Annotated in this window: 14 protein-coding genes; 7 read left to right on the top strand and 7 right to left on the bottom strand. The window is 58.6% G+C overall.

Features of this window, described 5'->3' with window-relative positions; translation table 11 throughout:
- Positions 1-989 (top strand): hypothetical protein (locus BGIM_RS57730; RefSeq protein ID WP_390566721.1); only part of this gene is annotated, 989 nt, incomplete at its 5' end.
- Positions 990-1,490: 501 nt separating this feature from the next.
- On the opposite strand, the gene BGIM_RS0117625 is transcribed toward BGIM_RS57730, so the two are convergent.
- On the bottom strand, positions 1,491-2,762 hold the full coding sequence (locus tag BGIM_RS0117625) for a DUF1552 domain-containing protein (protein WP_020471059.1): 1,272 nt from the start codon (positions 2,760-2,762) through the stop codon (positions 1,491-1,493).
- Positions 2,763-2,787: 25 nt separating this feature from the next.
- On the bottom strand, positions 2,788-5,298 hold the full coding sequence (locus BGIM_RS0117620; protein ID WP_020471058.1) for a DUF1592 domain-containing protein: 2,511 nt from the start codon (positions 5,296-5,298) through the stop codon (positions 2,788-2,790).
- Between the two features lie 170 nt (positions 5,299-5,468).
- Here BGIM_RS0117620 and BGIM_RS0117615 point away from each other — a divergent pair, with 170 nt between their 5' ends.
- The gene (locus BGIM_RS0117615) at positions 5,469-6,329 is read left to right on the top strand and encodes a hypothetical protein (protein WP_040889627.1); all 861 of its coding nucleotides are present in this window, start codon (positions 5,469-5,471) and stop codon (positions 6,327-6,329) included.
- A gap of 10 nt (positions 6,330-6,339) precedes the next feature.
- On the opposite strand, the gene BGIM_RS0117610 is transcribed toward BGIM_RS0117615, so the two are convergent.
- From BGIM_RS0117610 to BGIM_RS0117590, 5 genes are all read right to left on the bottom strand, one after another.
- Positions 6,340-8,172, bottom strand: a complete 1,833-nt coding sequence (locus BGIM_RS0117610; protein WP_020471056.1) for an ABC-F family ATP-binding cassette domain-containing protein — start codon at positions 8,170-8,172, stop codon at positions 6,340-6,342.
- Between the two features lie 145 nt (positions 8,173-8,317).
- Positions 8,318-8,737: a hypothetical protein gene (locus tag BGIM_RS0117605; protein WP_020471055.1), complete on the bottom strand. Its 420-nt coding sequence runs from the start codon at positions 8,735-8,737 to the stop codon at positions 8,318-8,320.
- A gap of 209 nt (positions 8,738-8,946) precedes the next feature.
- A complete protein-coding gene (locus BGIM_RS0117600; RefSeq protein WP_020471054.1) occupies positions 8,947-9,642 on the bottom strand; it encodes a Uma2 family endonuclease in 696 nt (231 codons plus the stop codon).
- Positions 9,643-9,688: 46 nt separating this feature from the next.
- Positions 9,689-10,372: a 3-keto-disaccharide hydrolase gene (locus BGIM_RS51005; protein ID WP_020471053.1), complete on the bottom strand. Its 684-nt coding sequence runs from the start codon at positions 10,370-10,372 to the stop codon at positions 9,689-9,691.
- 151 nt (positions 10,373-10,523) lie between these two features.
- The gene (locus tag BGIM_RS0117590) at positions 10,524-11,039 is read right to left on the bottom strand and encodes a TIGR03000 domain-containing protein (protein WP_020471052.1); all 516 of its coding nucleotides are present in this window, start codon (positions 11,037-11,039) and stop codon (positions 10,524-10,526) included.
- Between the two features lie 220 nt (positions 11,040-11,259).
- Here BGIM_RS0117590 and BGIM_RS0117580 point away from each other — a divergent pair, with 220 nt between their 5' ends.
- The 5 genes from BGIM_RS0117580 to BGIM_RS0117560 all read left to right on the top strand — a co-directional run bounded on the left by BGIM_RS0117580 (position 11,260) and on the right by BGIM_RS0117560 (position 16,260).
- Positions 11,260-12,159, top strand: coding sequence for a UbiA family prenyltransferase (locus BGIM_RS0117580; RefSeq protein ID WP_020471050.1), 900 nt, complete (start codon positions 11,260-11,262; stop codon positions 12,157-12,159).
- Positions 12,160-12,325: 166 nt separating this feature from the next.
- Entirely contained in the window at positions 12,326-13,975 is a 1,650-nt protein-coding gene (locus tag BGIM_RS0117575) for a M2 family metallopeptidase (protein WP_020471049.1), read from the top strand.
- A 56-nt stretch (positions 13,976-14,031) separates the two neighbouring features.
- Complete coding sequence (locus tag BGIM_RS0117570; protein WP_020471048.1) at positions 14,032-14,982, top strand: TIGR01777 family oxidoreductase; 951 nt, start codon at positions 14,032-14,034, stop codon at positions 14,980-14,982.
- Positions 14,979-15,437 carry an NUDIX domain-containing protein gene (locus BGIM_RS0117565; protein WP_020471047.1) on the top strand — a complete coding sequence of 153 codons (459 nt, stop codon included), beginning with the start codon at positions 14,979-14,981 and terminating at the stop codon, positions 15,435-15,437. Before BGIM_RS0117570 ends, BGIM_RS0117565 begins: the two co-directional genes overlap by 4 nt.
- Before the next feature lie 238 nt (positions 15,438-15,675).
- A complete protein-coding gene (locus tag BGIM_RS0117560; protein WP_020471046.1) occupies positions 15,676-16,260 on the top strand; it encodes a 4Fe-4S binding protein in 585 nt (194 codons plus the stop codon).
- The last annotated feature ends 11 nt before the right edge of the window (positions 16,261-16,271 follow it).

Genomic DNA, 16,271 nt, shown 5'->3' with positions numbered 1-16,271 from the left:
CTGCGAACGCTGTGCCGCACTATCTCATAAAGTTAGAGGCTCTTAGGGATGGAACGAAACAGGTCGATGCGGATTTGAAAGAATGCTTGAAAATGAAGTTGCCGATCAAGGCAATCCGTTTCCACGGCGTACTCGGCCTCACGGTGGAAAACCTGCATCAACTGAAGGATTTGCAACCCATCAACTTCGTCGATCTCAGTAGCTCAGATATCAAGGATGATGGAATTGCCGAATTGGTGACACAACCTTGGGCGAAAGGAATCAGGGAACTCCGCGCCAATCACACCAAAATCACTGATGAAGCATTTCGTTCATTGGCGAATCTACCCGGACTTGACATCCTTCATGTGAGTGATTGTCAGCAGATCAACGGCAAAGGGTTTAAATACCTGAAACATTCATCGATAGGCAACTTGGTGGTGTCCATCACTCCGGTCACAGACGAGGCAGTTGATGATATTGCTGATTTCAAAAATTTATGGGGTCTTTGGATACGGCACTCGCCGGTCACGGAGAAGGGAATCGCCAAACTAGCGGAGGCAAAACGAGAAGGGAAGCTCTCCAAATTGTATATGGTCCATTTTGGCTGCGGCAATCACATCACCGATGCCGCCATTGAAGACCTGATCACACTGTACGGCGGAAAATGGGTGACGATGCAAACCACGTCCGTGACGAACGCCGGGCTGAAAATGGTTGCCACGAAGCATTCCGATTTGAAAGGCATCAACCTGGGCGAATGCAAGATCAACGACTCCGGGTTGGCGGTACTCGATCTGTTTCCGAACTTGGAGTGGCTGACTCTGCAATGGGGTCATGAGAATTTCACCGACGCGGGACTGGAGCATGTTGCCAAGTGCAAGAGCCTGATGGCAGTGGATCTTCGTGCAACCAAAGTAACGGAAGCGGGCGTGAGGAAACTCGCCGCGGCGCTGCCGAAATGTCACATTGACTGGGACGGCGGCGCCATCAATCCGACGAAGCAATAACTTGGTTAGAAAGAGTACGCCAGTGGTTCTCGAATGGGTGTGGCGGACAACGAGTCGACAATGTTGTTGCGGCAGATGCTTTGAGAGGACGCCCGCCACACCCATTCGAGTGACTATGATTTCCAAACCAAACGCCGCCTCGGAACATTTATCCCTGTAATTGAGAATGCGGGGGCAAAAGAGTCAAACATCGTCATTGGCCCCGAAGGCCACTATCACGGCAGCGAGAACATCGACAAACACATCGTTTACGTCGCCCAACCCGAAGATGGCAGCAACCAGACGTTTACCCCCGCCGAGTTTGCCAAGAAATTCAACTGGAAGAACGACCCCGCCAAAGCGAGGTTTTTGAAGTTGGACGAGGAGAAGTGAGTCGGCCGTTTCGACATTCGGGTGAACTGGTGTCAGGCGATCAAATTCCGCAGCGGGTTACCGTGAACACAGATGGTCTCGCAAGCGCTGTCGCGTGTTGCCCGGCTTGCAAAAACCGCCTGACCCGCATCACACCTCGGACAAAACACCGGTGCTGCTGCCGAAGCGGTCGGATTCGATGCCGACTTGGTGGAGCATCCGGACGAACAGATTAGAGAGGGGCTTGTTGTCCTTGCGGTCGAAGGCCACATGGCCGGCGTGTTTGAAGCCGCCGCCGGCGAGGAGGATGGGCAGGTTGTCGCAGGTGTGAGCCGAGGCGTTGCCCAAGTTGCTGGCGTGGAACACGACCGTCCGGTCGAGCAGGGAGATGCCGCCGTCGTCGGTGGCTTTCATCTTGCCAAGGAAGTCGGCGAACAGCTTCATCTCGGCCTCCTCGATCACGGCCAGTTGACGGATCTTGGCGTCGTCCTGCCCGTGGTGCGAGGCGTCGTGGTGGGTGAGGCCGACGCCGGGGAGATCGAGTCGTTCCGTGTGCGACCACAGGTGCAGGGCGATGACTCGCGTTGAATCGGTTTGCAAGGCGAGATGAACAAGGTCGTACCATTGCCGCTCGCGTTCCAGCATTTTTTGATCGGTCATGTGATCGTCGGTGAATGGTTTCACATCGACCTTCGGCTTGGGCTTTCTCACCCACGCCTGATCCTGTTGCAGTCGTTGCTCGGCCTCGCGGATGGAAGTGAGCATCAGATCGAGCCGTTGCCGGTCGGCCGGGCCGAGAGTTTTCGTCAACGAATTGGCCTGCTCGCGCATGCCATCGAGAATGCTTTGGCCTGTTTGAATTCGTTGAATTTCTTTGGCGACCGCCGCCGGGGTTCCATCGACGAACATTTGGGCGAATGCCTTCGTCGCCTGCGACTGTGAGGGGAGCTTGACCCCCTTGCGGTTCCACGAGAGATCGCCACCGCCGAGTTGCAGGGAGGCGAAGCGCGTCTCCCCGCCCAATCGTGAAGCCACTTCTTGATCGAGCGAAATGGTGTTGCGAACATCCCCCTGACGCATTCCCTCCGGAGGTATCCCGGTGAGCAGGGCGACTTCGGTGCCGTGCCCGGCGTTGTATCCCCGGTGGGACATGCCGGAAAAAACGGTGAAATCTTGGCGGTGGTCTTGGAGCGGTTTCAGGTAACGGGTAACCTCGTAATCCTTCCCGGCCTTCTGCGGAAATAGAAACGGCGTGTGCAACCCAAGCGGTCGGCCGATGAGGAGCATCCGTCTGGCCCGCAATGCGTCGGCTTTCTTCTCGGCTCCCAACCCGAGGGGGAACATGGCATCGAGTAACGGCAGCCCGATGCAGACACCGGAGGAGCGGAGAAACGTCCGGCGGTTCAGAACTGGCGTCGACATGGCCAAACCTCTTCTGCTTCAGGCTTCACTTGTTCAAAAACATGCGGCTTTGGACGACATCATGCAATAGCGAGCGAAGGCCGAAATTCTTCTCCCGCGATTTGGCCACCAATTGTTCGATCACCTCGCGGTCGGCGAATTGGATGTCGGCGCCGGTTCCGAAGATGACCAGTTTCTGGGCAAGATTGCGGGCCAGTTGGTCCTTGTCGGCGAGCAATAATTGCCGGTAATCGTCGATGTCCGTGAACGGTTTGCCGTCCGGGGTCACGCCCCCTTTCTCCACGTCGAGGCCGCGGAAGATCTTCCGTGTCGGATAATTGGCGAGATCCACGGGTTTGCCGCGCGTTCCCCGGTAGAAGTCCCGCCAGCCGCCGATCACGTCGAAGGATTCCAAGGCAAATCCCGGCGGGTCGATGTGCTTGTGACAGGATGCGCACGCGGCCGTGTTGCGGTGCTTGTCGAGTTGCTGGCGGATCGTCGTCGCCCCGCGAATGTCGGGTTCAATCGAAGGGATGTCCGGCGGCGGCGGGGCCGGGGGTTGGCCGAGGATTCGGTCCAGCACCCATTTGCCGCGAAGCACGGGGGAAGTCCGCGTGCCATCGGCCGTCACCTTCAAGACGGCGGCTTGGGTCATCACGCCGCCGCGATGGCTGTCGGCGGGAAGTTTTACCTTGCGCATCTCGCCGCCGATCACGCCGGGAATGCCGTAATGTCCGGCGAGCCGTTGGTTCAGGAAGGTCCAGTCCGAATGGACGAAGTTCGTCACCGGGAGGTCGGCCCGCAGGATTTCCTCAAAGAAGAGTTGCGTTTCACGGGGCATGGACCAGAACAGAAAATCGTCGAATTCACCGTAGATTTGCGGGTCTGGTGACGTGGCGTTGATGTTCCGCAGGTCGAGCCATTGCCCGGCGAAATTCGCCGTGAACCGGGCGGCTTTCGGGTCGTTCAGCATTCGCTCCGTTTGTGCCCGCAGGGTTTCCGGTTTCGTCAATTCCCCCTTGTCCGCCAATCGGGCCAATTCGGCGTCCGGCATGCTCGACCACAGAAAATACGACAAGCGGGAAGCGATGGCGTAATCATCCAGCGCCGTCGCCCGTTCCTTGCGGGCGGGATCGACTGTCTCGGTGAGAAACAGGAAATGCGGCGAACAAAGAGCGGCCTTATAGCCAAGGAGCATCGCCTCCGCGAACGTTGTTTTCTTGTCGAGGGCCGAGTGAACCATCTTCACGTAGTAGTCTTGCAGTTCGACACTCACGGGCCGCCGGAAAGCCAGCGGCAAGAACGCCCGCATCAGCCGGTCGGCTTCCTCGCGGGGTTTCGCAGGGGCCGGAACGAGCGGATCATAGGTCCACCAACCATCCGGCCGTTTGGCGGGGACCGGCGGGGCGGGCTTGCCCTCGGCGACGACTTTGGCGATGGAAGCCGGCAATAGCGGCACGCCGCCGAAAAGCCGGTCGTAACCGACGCCCGGCCACGGATCGGTCGGGCCTTCAATTTCGATCCACTCCACGGCCAACCCCGGCCCGGCGTATTTATCCAGCGGTTCTTTCTTGACGAGTTGTCCCGCCTCCCGCAATCCCGGCAGCGACCAACCGGTGAAAACGATGATCTGCCGGGCTTTCATCTCGAACTCGCCTTCGATGATGGTCGGCTTTCCGGCGGCCACATCTCGGACATCACGGACATCGTTGTCCTCGCGGCCGTAGGCATCCCGGCAAGAGAGCATCACCGGCAGGGATTTTCCATCGGTCCCCACGGAGTAAATGGACGCCCGCACCCGGTATTTCCCGGCGACCGGGACGGGGGCCGACGCACAGGGCACATGCCCCCACGGCCGGACGTACATCAGGAGCGTGTCGCCGTCGAGCCGCACGGCCTTGTTGAGCAATTCCTTGAAAGTAGGCATTTTCTCGGTGATTTGTTTCCCCGTGCGCCGCTCCGAAAACGAGGCTTTCGGCCGGTTGGGGATGACGGTTTGCAGGGCTTTTTCGGCCGCATCTTGGTAACGGAGAAGATGAGTGGAAGACACGTCCAGCACGGCGCTGACGTTGTCGAACCCGGCCGCCACATTGTCGTCGGGAAGGATTTCCCGCAACTCGGCGGATGTGCCCAACAAGTCGCGGAGAGTGGTTTCGTATTCCGTCCGGTTCAACCGCCGCAGTGTGACCCGCCCTTCCGATCTTTGCCGGGCGAGCGAGGCGTCGTGGAGTTGTTTCCTCAAATCGGCGAGCAATGCCTGCGTTTCTTTTTCGGGCGGGCGGTTTTTATCCTTCGGCGGCATCTCTCCCCGCGAGACACGATCAAGCACTTTTGTCCAAGTCGCAGCCGTGTCCTTGTCGGTGAAGACGACCGGCAGTTTGTCTAGTCGCAGGCGCCCCCGCTGGACATCCGGCCCGTGGCAACTGACGCAATGCTGGTCGGCGAATTCGCGGAAGATGGCTTCGAGCGGATTTGCCCCCTGCGCAATCGCCGATGACTGGAAAACCGGCATGAGAATGAGGGTTGCCGCCAAGATTCCGAGGGAGAGCAGGCGCATGGATCTGACCTCGACGGCGAGCGGCCACAACGAAAAACGGACTGTACTCCGGGCCGGTTCCTGATTCCATCAAAAAATCCGTGTGCGGAAATCACTTGACGGAATGGCGAATCCGGGAAGAATCCAACAGGGAATCGCTCCCATGCCCCGCTTGCGAAGGAACCGCCGGGATGAACCCGCTTCAGAAAATTCAGTTCGATCACAACAAAACGAGCCGGGACCGCTGGAATATATTCGGCTCGCACCGAGAGAAGGTCACGGGATTGCTTGCCGCCGATTCGACACCCGGATCATCCCGGCTATGCGTTCTCGGAGCGGGTAATTGCAACGATCTGAACTTGGGCGAACTTCTGGCGGCTCATGGAGAGATACATCTCGTTGATCTGGACGGAGAAGCCCTTCAAGATGGAATCGCCAAACAGGGACTCGCCGACAATGCCACCGTTCGATGCCACGGTGGCATTGATGTGACCGGCATGCTTGACAAACTTGCCTTGTGGACGCCTCACGCGATGATCCAAGATTCTGACTTGACTGATTGCACGGAGGAACCCGCCCGGCAAATTGAAGAGGTGTTGCCCGGTCCGTTTGATGTCGTGGCTTCGACGTGTCTGCTCAGCCAGTTGATTGATTCCGTCGTGAGGGCGGTCGGCGAACGACACCCGCGATTTGTGGAATTGATGCAGGCCGTCCGGGCGGGCCATCTTCGATTGCTGTCCCGCCTCATTGCACCGGGGGGCGTCGGCGTGTTGATTACCGATGTGGTTTCCACCGTGTCGTTTCTCGGTCTCGATAATGTCCCCGAAACAGAATTGCCGGGCGTTCTGGACAGACTGATCCGGGAACGCAATTTCTTTCACGGGGTCAATCCGTCAGTCCTCGTTTCACTGTTTCGTTCGGACCCGGTGTTGAGTTCACAAGTCGTCGCATTGGAACCCCTTCCTCCGTGGCGATGGGACATCGGGCCACGCCGGTATTTGGTGTTTGCCTTGAGGATGCGACGAAATCACGGCGAGGGTTCATCCGGGTGAACAGAACTGTTCAACCCTGTTTCGCCTCAAGTTCCTGCCAGCGGGCGTACAGTTTTTCCACCGTCTTCTGGGCCGCGTCGAGGTTTTTGCAGGCCTCGGCCAGCAGGGTGTGGCTGCCGGTTGTGGCGGCGTTCACTTCTTCTTGAAGTTTGGCCGCTTTTTGTTCGGCGGCCAGCACGGTGGCTTCCATCCCCTCTAGTTCCTGTTGTTCCTTGAAGGATAACTTCTTCGATTTCGCGGCGGGCGAAGGAGTCACTTCGGCCACCTTCGGGGCGGGCACTGGTTCCGCAGCTTTGCGCACGGGTTTGTTCTTGTCGTTCATCGCCTTGGAGTGAGCATTCAGCCATTGGCTCACATCACCGAACACGGCCGAGCCGCCTTCGCCGTCCAGCCCGACGACTTCCGTGCAAAGCCGATCCATCAAATCACGGTCGTGGCTCACGAGGATGATTGCCCCCGGAAATTCGGACAGGCTTTCTTCCAACACTTCAAGAGCCGGGATATCCAAGTCGTTCGTCGGTTCGTCCAGCAGCAACAGATCGGCCGGTTGCAGCATCAATTGGGCGATGCGAACCCGAGCCTGTTCACCCCCGGAGAGCGCGCTCAGATCAAGGTCGAGTTGTTCGGCTTTGAACAGGAAACGTTGTGCCCAAGCCGCGACATGCAACGGACGGTCGCGGTAGGTCACCGTGTCGCCGTTGGGGCTTAACGCCCGCCGAAGCTTCATGTTCTGGTCGAGGTTGGTACGACCTTGCTCGAACACGACCGCCCGCAAGCCTTCGGCCCGTGTGACAGCGCCTGTGTCTGGCGGCAGCACGCCGCTTAACACTTTCAACAGGGTGCTTTTGCCGCTGCCGTTGGCGCCGAGGAGGCCGAGCCGCATGCCGGGGGCGAGATGCAAATCCAAGTTGGTGAACAGCGTCCGGTCGCCGAGTTGTTTGCTGATCCCCAAGGCGGTGAGAAGTTTTTTCGTCTGCCGGCCGGTGCCGACGAAGTCGATGCCCGCGCTCGCGGCGGCGGCGGTGCGGTACTTGAGTTCGGAGAGTTCGGCCCGTCGGTCGGCGGCCTCTTCGATGCGGGAGCGGGATTTCCGGCGTTGGGCTGATTCCTTGCGGCCCAGCCATTCCGTTTCCTTGCGCACCTGATTGGCGACGGCCTCCTGTTGCCGGGACTGGGCATCCAGAAATGCGTCCCGTTTGTCGGCAAACGAATCGTACCCGCCCGCCGCCCGGAAGACGCCGCTGGGATAGACGCGGCTCACTTCGATGATGTCATCCGCGATGGCCCGGAGGAACGCCCGGTCGTGGGTGGCGGCCAAGTAGCCGAAGGATGCCCCTCGCAGCAGCTTTTCGAGCCACAAAACGCCGGGCAGGTCGAGATGGTTAGTCGGTTCATCCATCAACAGGAATTCGGGATTTTTGGCGAGTTCCCGAGCCAGCGAGAGGCGTTTTCGCCAACCGCCAGAGAGAATGCTGGCCTGCTGGTCAAAATCCTCGAAGCCGACCTGCGTGAGCGTGATCGCGGCCTGCGTTTCCCGTTCGTAATCTTCGAGATTGGGATCATTGGCAAGGGCGGCAACGATGACTTCAAACACCGAGAGTCCGGGTTCAAAACTGTCGTCTTGGGCCAGATAGCCAATGCGGGCGTTGCGCCGAGTGGTCACGCGGCCGCCATCGGGGGTCATGATCCCGGTCAAGATCCGGAGGAGGGTAGATTTGCCCGCCCCGTTCGGGCCAATCAGCCCGATGCGATCTGCGGAATCGAGTTCCACTGACAAGTCGGCAAACAAGGGGCGATGGCTGAAACTCTGGGTCAACCCCTGACCGCTCAACAAAACACTCATGAAACCTCGCCTCATGTGGACCACAAGATCATGATACGGGTTTTGGGGGTTGATTTTCAGGGTTGGGCGCAAGGCAAAACCACGTTGGCTTCCTCGAAAATTCGGTGAAGTCAACGTGGTTGTTCGGGCTGGGAATGCCGCCAACTTACTTGGCTTTGACCGTCAATTTCACCGTGTTGACGACCTCGGGAATATCCTTGGACTTCCCGACAATCTGGAACGGGTGGTCGTTCACCGGCGTGGCGGTCGGGGCGGCCTTGAGCGTCAGGGTGAGCGAGGACTTGTCGGCGGGGATCGTCAGATCCTTGGTTTCAAGGGTGACGCCGCTTGGCAATCCCTTCACATCGATCATCACCGGTTCCTTGAAGTTGTCGCGGTTGACGCCGACGGTCACTTCGTCCGTTTTGTCTTGGGTGACCGATTGGCTTTCCTTGGTTACCAAGGTCAGTTTCCGGGTTTCGTTTGGCTTGTTCGGATTGCTCGACGGAGCGGTGGAACTGGCCTTTTCACAACCGACGGCCCCGATCAGAGCGAACGCCACAACGGGAATGAGGAGCTTTTTCACTTTTTGTTTTCCTTGGATTTAGCGACGCGGCCCAAGGAGACAACATGTCCCCACAGAGAGACGGGCCTGCGTCGTCATGCCCCCAACCAAAGCAATCGCCGTTCCAATGCCGACGAATGCGTGGGAAAAGCTCGGAATCGGCAGATTGGAATGAAAGAGACCGGAAAGTCGGGAAGGAGGATGCACGGGAAGAGGACGGGAATTGCCGATCAGTTTCCGCGAAGGCGGCTGGCGAAAGAGAGGTGTTCCGGACTGGCCAATCCCGCTTCCAAGGTCGTCTTCACACGGTCTTGCCGCCCTTGGATCATCGCCGGAACATCAAGCCATAGTCCCGGAAACACACGAGAACGAACCACTCCGGCCTCGTCCGACGGGAGTGGTTGATAAACTCCGTCAACCAGTTCCCACCAGTCGATCCGGTTGTCCAGCACTCGCCACAAGATGTATTCGCGGATGCCGATTTGCCGGTAAAGTTCCCGTTTCTCGCCCGCGTCCAACCGGGCTGAACTGGCCGCCACTTCCACGATCAATTCCGGGGAACCCCGGAGATGTCGGCCTTCCATCCATGTCCCGCCGCCGAGATGGGGATCGAGCAACAGCATGGCGTCCGGTTGGGGTTCGTTGTCGTCGTCGATCCGCAAAGAGGTGTTGTCCGCTCCCCGGACGCCTCGCAATCCAAACGAATAAATGCCCATCCAAGCGATCATGTCCCAATGCGGGCCGCCATGTTGATCCAAGTAGACCGGCGAAGACATATGAACGACTCCGTTGATGAGGTTGGCGTTCTTGACGTGCCGCATGGCCTCGTAGCGACGATGGAATTCGTCGGCCTTCAGGCGGTCGCCGTCTCGCAAGAGCGGGAACTCCAAGTCTGTCCCGGCGTCTTCGGTGGTGTTCACGCTCATGGTTGTCTCCTCCGGTCAATCGTCAATTCCGTCAGACGAGGCTCGTTTACTCCTTCGCCTTCGGCGGGTTCTTCGCCTCTTTGATTTCATCGTCGGACAGCGACCGGACGGTGATGGCCCGCACTCCGGCGACTGTTTTGTACGCGGAGATGCCGAAGGGCTTCGACACTTCACAATCCACCCGGATGGAGAGCTTCAGGTTTTTGGTGTTCAAATCCACGACTTGTTCCGTGTCGAGCCATGCCTGGATGCGTTGCTCGGTCACCCGCAGACGGATCTTGTACCATTGATCCTTCTTGAACTCGATTGACTGGTTGGTGCCGTTCTCCGAGGCGTCGGCCCCGTTGATGCTGGAGATGCCCACGGTCGAACCGCCCCATCCGCCCATCACCAGCGAGACATACGAATCGCCGACCGGGAAAGTGGTGGTGGCGAAGAAGTCGTTGCCGTCGATCCGCTTTCCTTCCAATGTCACCTCGTAGTTCGTCTTCGGGAAGTCGTCCTTCCCGTAGGTGATGCCGGTCATCCGGTGTCCCTTCTCGAAGACGATCATGCCGTCCTTCACGGCCACTTTTCCGGCCATGAAGAAATCGGAAGCCTTCCAGCCGTCGAGGGTCTTGCCGTCGAAAAGGGTTTTCGCCGCGACCTTGGTTTTTTCAACTGGCTTCGGCTCGTCGGCCATCGAAACGGCCACGGAAAGAAGCATCATCGACAAACAGCAACGAATCATCGAAGTCACCTGGGGGAGAAAATGGTTGCCCTCCCAGTATCACGTCCCCGGCCGGTTTGCTCAACCGGGAAATAGATGAAGATTGGCCCGGAAACGAAAAAACCTCGTCCGGCCGGGACGAGGTTTGGACCTATCGGCGAAGGTGAATCGCTTACTTGGCCGAAACGGTGCGAACCGTCGGGAGTTCGACGAAATCGACGTGGCTCACGGTTCCCCCGCGAACCGAGACTTCCCGGTCAATGACCCGATTGGTCCCGTTTTCCTTGTATTCAACCCGCAGCGAATACGGATGCTCCCGCCCGGCGGCGAGGACGGGCGTCGTCAACAAGCGAGAGGCCCCCGAACCGGCCACGGTTTGGCCGTTGACCGTCAGCGTCGCATCGGCCGGAAGGCTTACTCGAATTTGGGCCTGAAAGTCCGGCAACGCTCGCGCGGGAACGGCCTCGACGACCACATAACCGCACGGAGGCAGCGGGACGAACGGTGGTCGCGGCCCGTTTGGCGCCCAAGGGCCGGGGAATGGGTTGCATTGCGAAGCCCCGTACCAATTTCCGCACCCCGAAGACCGGGAGGCCGAACCATGCCCGGTACCCAAATGCAGAAAATCTCCCCAATAGGGCATATTCGGAAACGAAGCGAGGGCGACGAACGCGAGGATGGTTGACATGGCGCAAATCCTTTCATCAACAACCGGGCAGACCAACACAGTTGCCATTTCACCATAATTGCTCACGGAGGCCTGTCAATCGAACGAGAATTGTTCCCTGCTTGAGCGATCCCCGATCACCCGGTGTTCGATTCCCAACCCGGAAAACCGGCCGAACCGGGCAACTCCTCCGGTCAATCTTGGCAGGGTCCACGAATCCCCCTAAACTCTTCCAAACCTTATGAAGATTCTTCCGCTGGCCCGGCTGCTTCGACTCCCGAATGTCTTCACGGCCTTCGCGGACATCGGCCTCGGCCTGTGTGTCACCGCCGGGCTTTCCCCCCAATCACTCGATGATTCTTTCCCGTGGCGGGCGGCGTTGCTCGTCCTTGCCTCCGGCCTCCTTTACATGGCCGGGATGGTTTGGAACGACTGGTTCGATCTGGAGGAAGACCGGCTCACCCGTCCCGGCCGGCCGCTTCCCTCCGGGAAGATCTCCACCAGAACCGCGTCGTTGATTGGCTTCGTCCTCATGCTGGCGGGTGTCGGGGCGGCCGCCGGGGCGAGTCCGGTGTCCGGCATCTACGCCGGTGGATTGGTGTTGGCCATTCTGGCCTACGACGCCCGGATCAAGCGAACCCCTTGGGGGCCGCTCGGCATGGCGGCCTGCCGGTTTCTCAATGTGTTGATGGGCGTTTCCCTGGCGGACACCGTAGCCGTTCCTCTTGTCACGCGGGTTCATCTGGCGCTGACTATCGGGCTATACATTGTCGGCGTGACATGGTTTGCCCGCACGGAAGAGAAACGGAGCGAGCCAAAGACGCTTCGCCGGGCCGGGTTCGTGATGCTGGCGGCCGGGTTGCTGGCCGTGGCGGTTGGCGTGCGCGTGCCGCCGGGCACATCGTCTGTGCTTTTTCCTTACCTGTTGGTCGTCGGAGCCTTTTGGGTCGGTTCAAAAATCGTTCCGGCCATTCGTCAGCCCACGCCCGGAAATGTGCAGGCCGGGGTGAAACGGTCAATCTTCGGTTTGGTGGTGTTGGATGCCCTTTTGGCGAGCGTCTTCATCGGCACACCCGGATTGTTGCTGGTCGGGTTGTTGCCTCCCGCGTTGCTGCTTGGCAAATGGGTCTACTCGACTTGACGGTTTTGCCGCGACCCGGACGACAACCAAGTTATTGTTCAACTCCTCTCTCGCTCTTTTCTTTCTGGCTCACGGCTCATAGCTCATGGCTCATGGCCAACCTGAAGAGGAACTTCTCAAAATGGTAATCACACGCTCCCGCTTATCCCTGTCGGCGTTTCTACTCATGCCCCTCATTGCCACCGCCAGCCCTGAAATCACCGGCGACGCGAAGAAATTCATCGCCGACCACGAAACCCGGATGCGTCCGCTGGACGTGAAAGCCGGTCTTGCCTGGTGGACCGCCAACACCAGCGGCCGGGACGAGGATTACAAGCTCAAGGAAGAGATCCAAAACCAGATTGATGTCGCTCTCTCGAACAAAGAGACCTTCGCCAAATTGAAGAAGATCAAAGAAGCTGCGGACAAGGGAGAAATCGACGACAAGGTGGTCGCCCGTGGCATCAATGTCCTGTATCTGATGTATTTGGAGAAGCAACTCGACCCGGATCTGTTGAAGCAAATCACGGCCAAGGCCAATGCCGTTGAACAGAAGTTCAACGTCTACCGGGCGAAGGTTGATGGCAAGGAACTTGCGGACAGCCAGGTTCGGGAAGTGCTGAAGAAATCATCCGACTCGAAACGACGCCAGGCCGTGTGGGAAGCCAGCAAGGGTGTCGGGGCCGATGTTGCCAAGGATTTGCAAGAGTTGGTCCTGCTCCGCAACAAAGCGGCCGTGGCCCTCGGCTTCAAGAACTTTCACTCGATGCAACTGTTCCTCAACGAACAAAACGGCGAAGAACTCATCAAACTGTTTGACGAACTCGACACCCTGACGCGGGAACCATTCCTGAAGGCGAAAGCCGAATTTGATGCGTTACTGGCCAAGAACAGCGGCGTGGCTGTCGCGGATCTGATGCCGTGGCATTATCACGATCCGTTCTTCCAAGAATCCCCGGCCGTCTTCGACGCCAATCTTGATGCCCCGTTCGCCAAGGCAGACATCCTGAAACTTTGCCAGGATTTTTACAAAGGCATCGGCCTCCCCATCGACGACGTGATCGCCCGCAGCGATCTCTATGAGAAGAAGGGCAAGAGCCCGCACGCTTTCTGCACGGACATCGACCGCGAAGGGGATGTCCGGGTGCTGGCGAACATTGTGCCGAACGAATATTGGATGGGTACGATGCTCCACGAACTTGGGCACAGCGTTTACAGTTCCAAGAACATCCCCAAGACGATCCCGTACATTTTGCGGGGCGAATCGCACATCCTGACCACCGAAGGAGTGGCCATGCAGTTTGAGCGATTCAGCAAGTCCCGCAAGTGGCTTGGCGAGATGGGCGTGAAGGTGGAGAACCCCGAAGCCTTTGAATCGGCGGCCGAGAAGGTTCGCCGGAACCAATTGATGATCTTCTCACGGTGGTGTCAGGTGATGCTTCGCTTCGAAAAGGCGATGTACGAAAACCCGGAGCAGGACTTGAACAAGCTCTGGTGGGATCTCGTTGAAAAATACCAAGCGATTAAACGACCCACCGGCCGGAATGCCCCGGATTATGCGAGCAAAATTCACATCGTGAGCGCCCCGGTGTATTACCACAATTACATGATGGGCCAACTCTTCGCCTCGCAGGTTCACCATGCCGTCGCCCGCGATGTGTATGCCGGAGCCAACCCGAACACCGTCACGTATGTCAGTGAACCCAAGGTGGGCGAGTTCATGAAAAAGAAGGTGTTTGAACCGGGCCGTATCCTCGACTGGCGGGAACTGACAAAGTTCGCCACCGGAAGTGAACTTTCGCCGAAGTCGTTTGCCGCCGATTTTTCGGGGAAATAAGTTGCCCCGGTGAAAGACCGTTCCCCTGCCTACCATAATCGCAGGAGGTTTCCCCCATGCGGATTCTGGTGACGGGCGGAACGGGACTGGTCGGAACACAAGTCGTCAACCGCCTGACCAAGCGGGGAGACGCCGTGTTGGTGCTCTCGCGTTCCGAAAAAGCCCGCGAGAAACTGCCGCCGGGGGCAACCCTGATCGTTGGCGATCCGACGCAAGAGGGGCCGTGGCTCGATGAGATCCCGGCGTGTGATGGCGTCATCCATTTGGCCGGGGAATCCATCGCGGCCGGGCGATGGACGGCCGAATTCAAAAAACGGGTGCTTGATTCCCGCGTTCTTTCCACTTCTCTGATTGCCGAGAAACTGGCCGGCCAACCAATGCGGGCCGATGGTTCGCCGAAAGCGTTCATCAGCGCTTCGGCCATCGGCTATTACGGCAGTTTCACCGCCAATGCGACGGAATTCATCGAATCCGATCTGCCCGGCAGTGGCTTTCTGGCGGATGTCTGTGTGCAATGGGAACGCAGCACGGAAGCCGCCCGGTTGGCTGGGGTGCGGGTGGCAATTATCCGTGTGGGGGTGGTACTGGCCGCCGATGGCGGGGCGTTGCCGAAACTGCTTGTGCCGTTCAAGATGTTCGTCGGCGGGCCGGTCGGCGGCGGCCGACAATGGATGAGTTGGATTCATGTTGATGATTTGGCGGGGTTATTCCTTCACGCTCTCGATCATGCGGAGGCCAGCGGTCCCATCAACGGCACCGCCCCGGAACCGCTGACGAATTGGGGGTTCGGAAAAACCCTCGGCGGGGTATTGAGCCGGCCTTCTTGGTTCCCCACCCCCGCCATCGGACTTCGGATTCTGCTGGGAGAAATGGCCGAGTTGGCGACGAAGGGGCAGCGGGTAATTCCCTCGCAAGCCAAGGCACTGGGCTATGATTTTCAGTACCCCTTGCTAGAAAAGGCTTTGCGTCATCTTCTGAATAAAAAACTCCCCGGCTCCGACTCATGAGCGATTCAAAAACCGGCTCCCACACGTATGCCTATCCCCGGCCAAGTGTCACCGTGGATATTGCCCTCGTCACCACGGAAATCATCCCCCGCGTTCTTCTGATCCGTCGGCTCAATTCGCCGTATGCCGGTCATTGGGCGTTGCCGGGGGGATTTGTGGATGAAAACGAACGGCTCATTGATGCGGCCCGCCGGGAACTCAAGGAAGAAACGGGCTTGGAACAGGGAGATTTGGAACAACTCCACACCTTCGGCGACCCCCACCGCGACCCGCGAGGCTGGACGGTCAGCGTGGTCTACATGGCCCGCGTGTGGCCGCAATTGCTGACCCCGAAAGCCGGAGACGATGCCGCCGAGGTGAGCTGGTTCCGCTTGGATAACCTCCCGCCGCTGGCTTTCGATCATCTCGATGTGCTGAACCGGGTGAAGACCCGGTTGCATGACCGACAGGGTTAGCGCGATGACTCGGCTTGAAGGTGGCATGGTTTGGAAAATGACACGGAGACAAGGTGACACGGAGACAAGGTGAAAAAACCACCCGATAGTGCCCCGAGTTTCGGAGCAATTGACTCCGGTGATTTTTTCACCTTGTCTCCGTGTCACCTTGTCTCCGTGTCATCTTCCGTCGGTTCGTTGACAACCACCCCCCGGCCAATAAGGATTAACTTGTCGGAATCTCCGGGGGATATCGCCCATGCGGGACTGGCTTCAAAATGTGCGGCTGGCGATCAGCACCATTGCCGCGGGCATGTATGTGACGCTCTGGACGATGGCCCAGTCCTTTCGCCGCAAACCCTTCACCCAACACTTTGAATATCCGGAAAAGCCGATCCCCATTCGGCCCCGGTATCGTGGCTTCCACCGTTACGATCTGACAACGTGCATCGGGTGCGATAAGTGCGCCAAAGCATGCCCGGTGGATTGCATTTACATCGACAAAGCCAAGAATCCGGCGGGCAAGGGATTTGTCATCAATGGGTTCAAGATCGACTACACGAAGTGCATGTTCTGTTCGCTGTGCGTGGACCCGTGCCCGGTGGATTGCATCTTCATGGGTTCGACGCACGACTTGAGTTGCTTCGGCCGGGATGGATGCGTTGTTGATTATGCCACGCTCCCGCTGGATGTGGCGTGGGGACAGGCGACCTTGAACCCGACGGCCGTTTTTGAATCCAAAAAGGTGGCGTTGCCGGTGTGGGTGAAACCGCCGGACCCGCCGAAACCCGCTCCCGCCCCGGCCGCGACGCCCGCCCCCACGCCCGACCAACCCAAGGCTTAAACAAAGGACGC

Source organism: Zavarzinella formosa DSM 19928, assembly GCF_000255705.1.
Taxonomy (GTDB): Bacteria; Planctomycetota; Planctomycetia; order Gemmatales; family Gemmataceae; genus Zavarzinella; species Zavarzinella formosa.
This window is presented reverse-complemented; position numbering and strand designations above follow the sequence as displayed.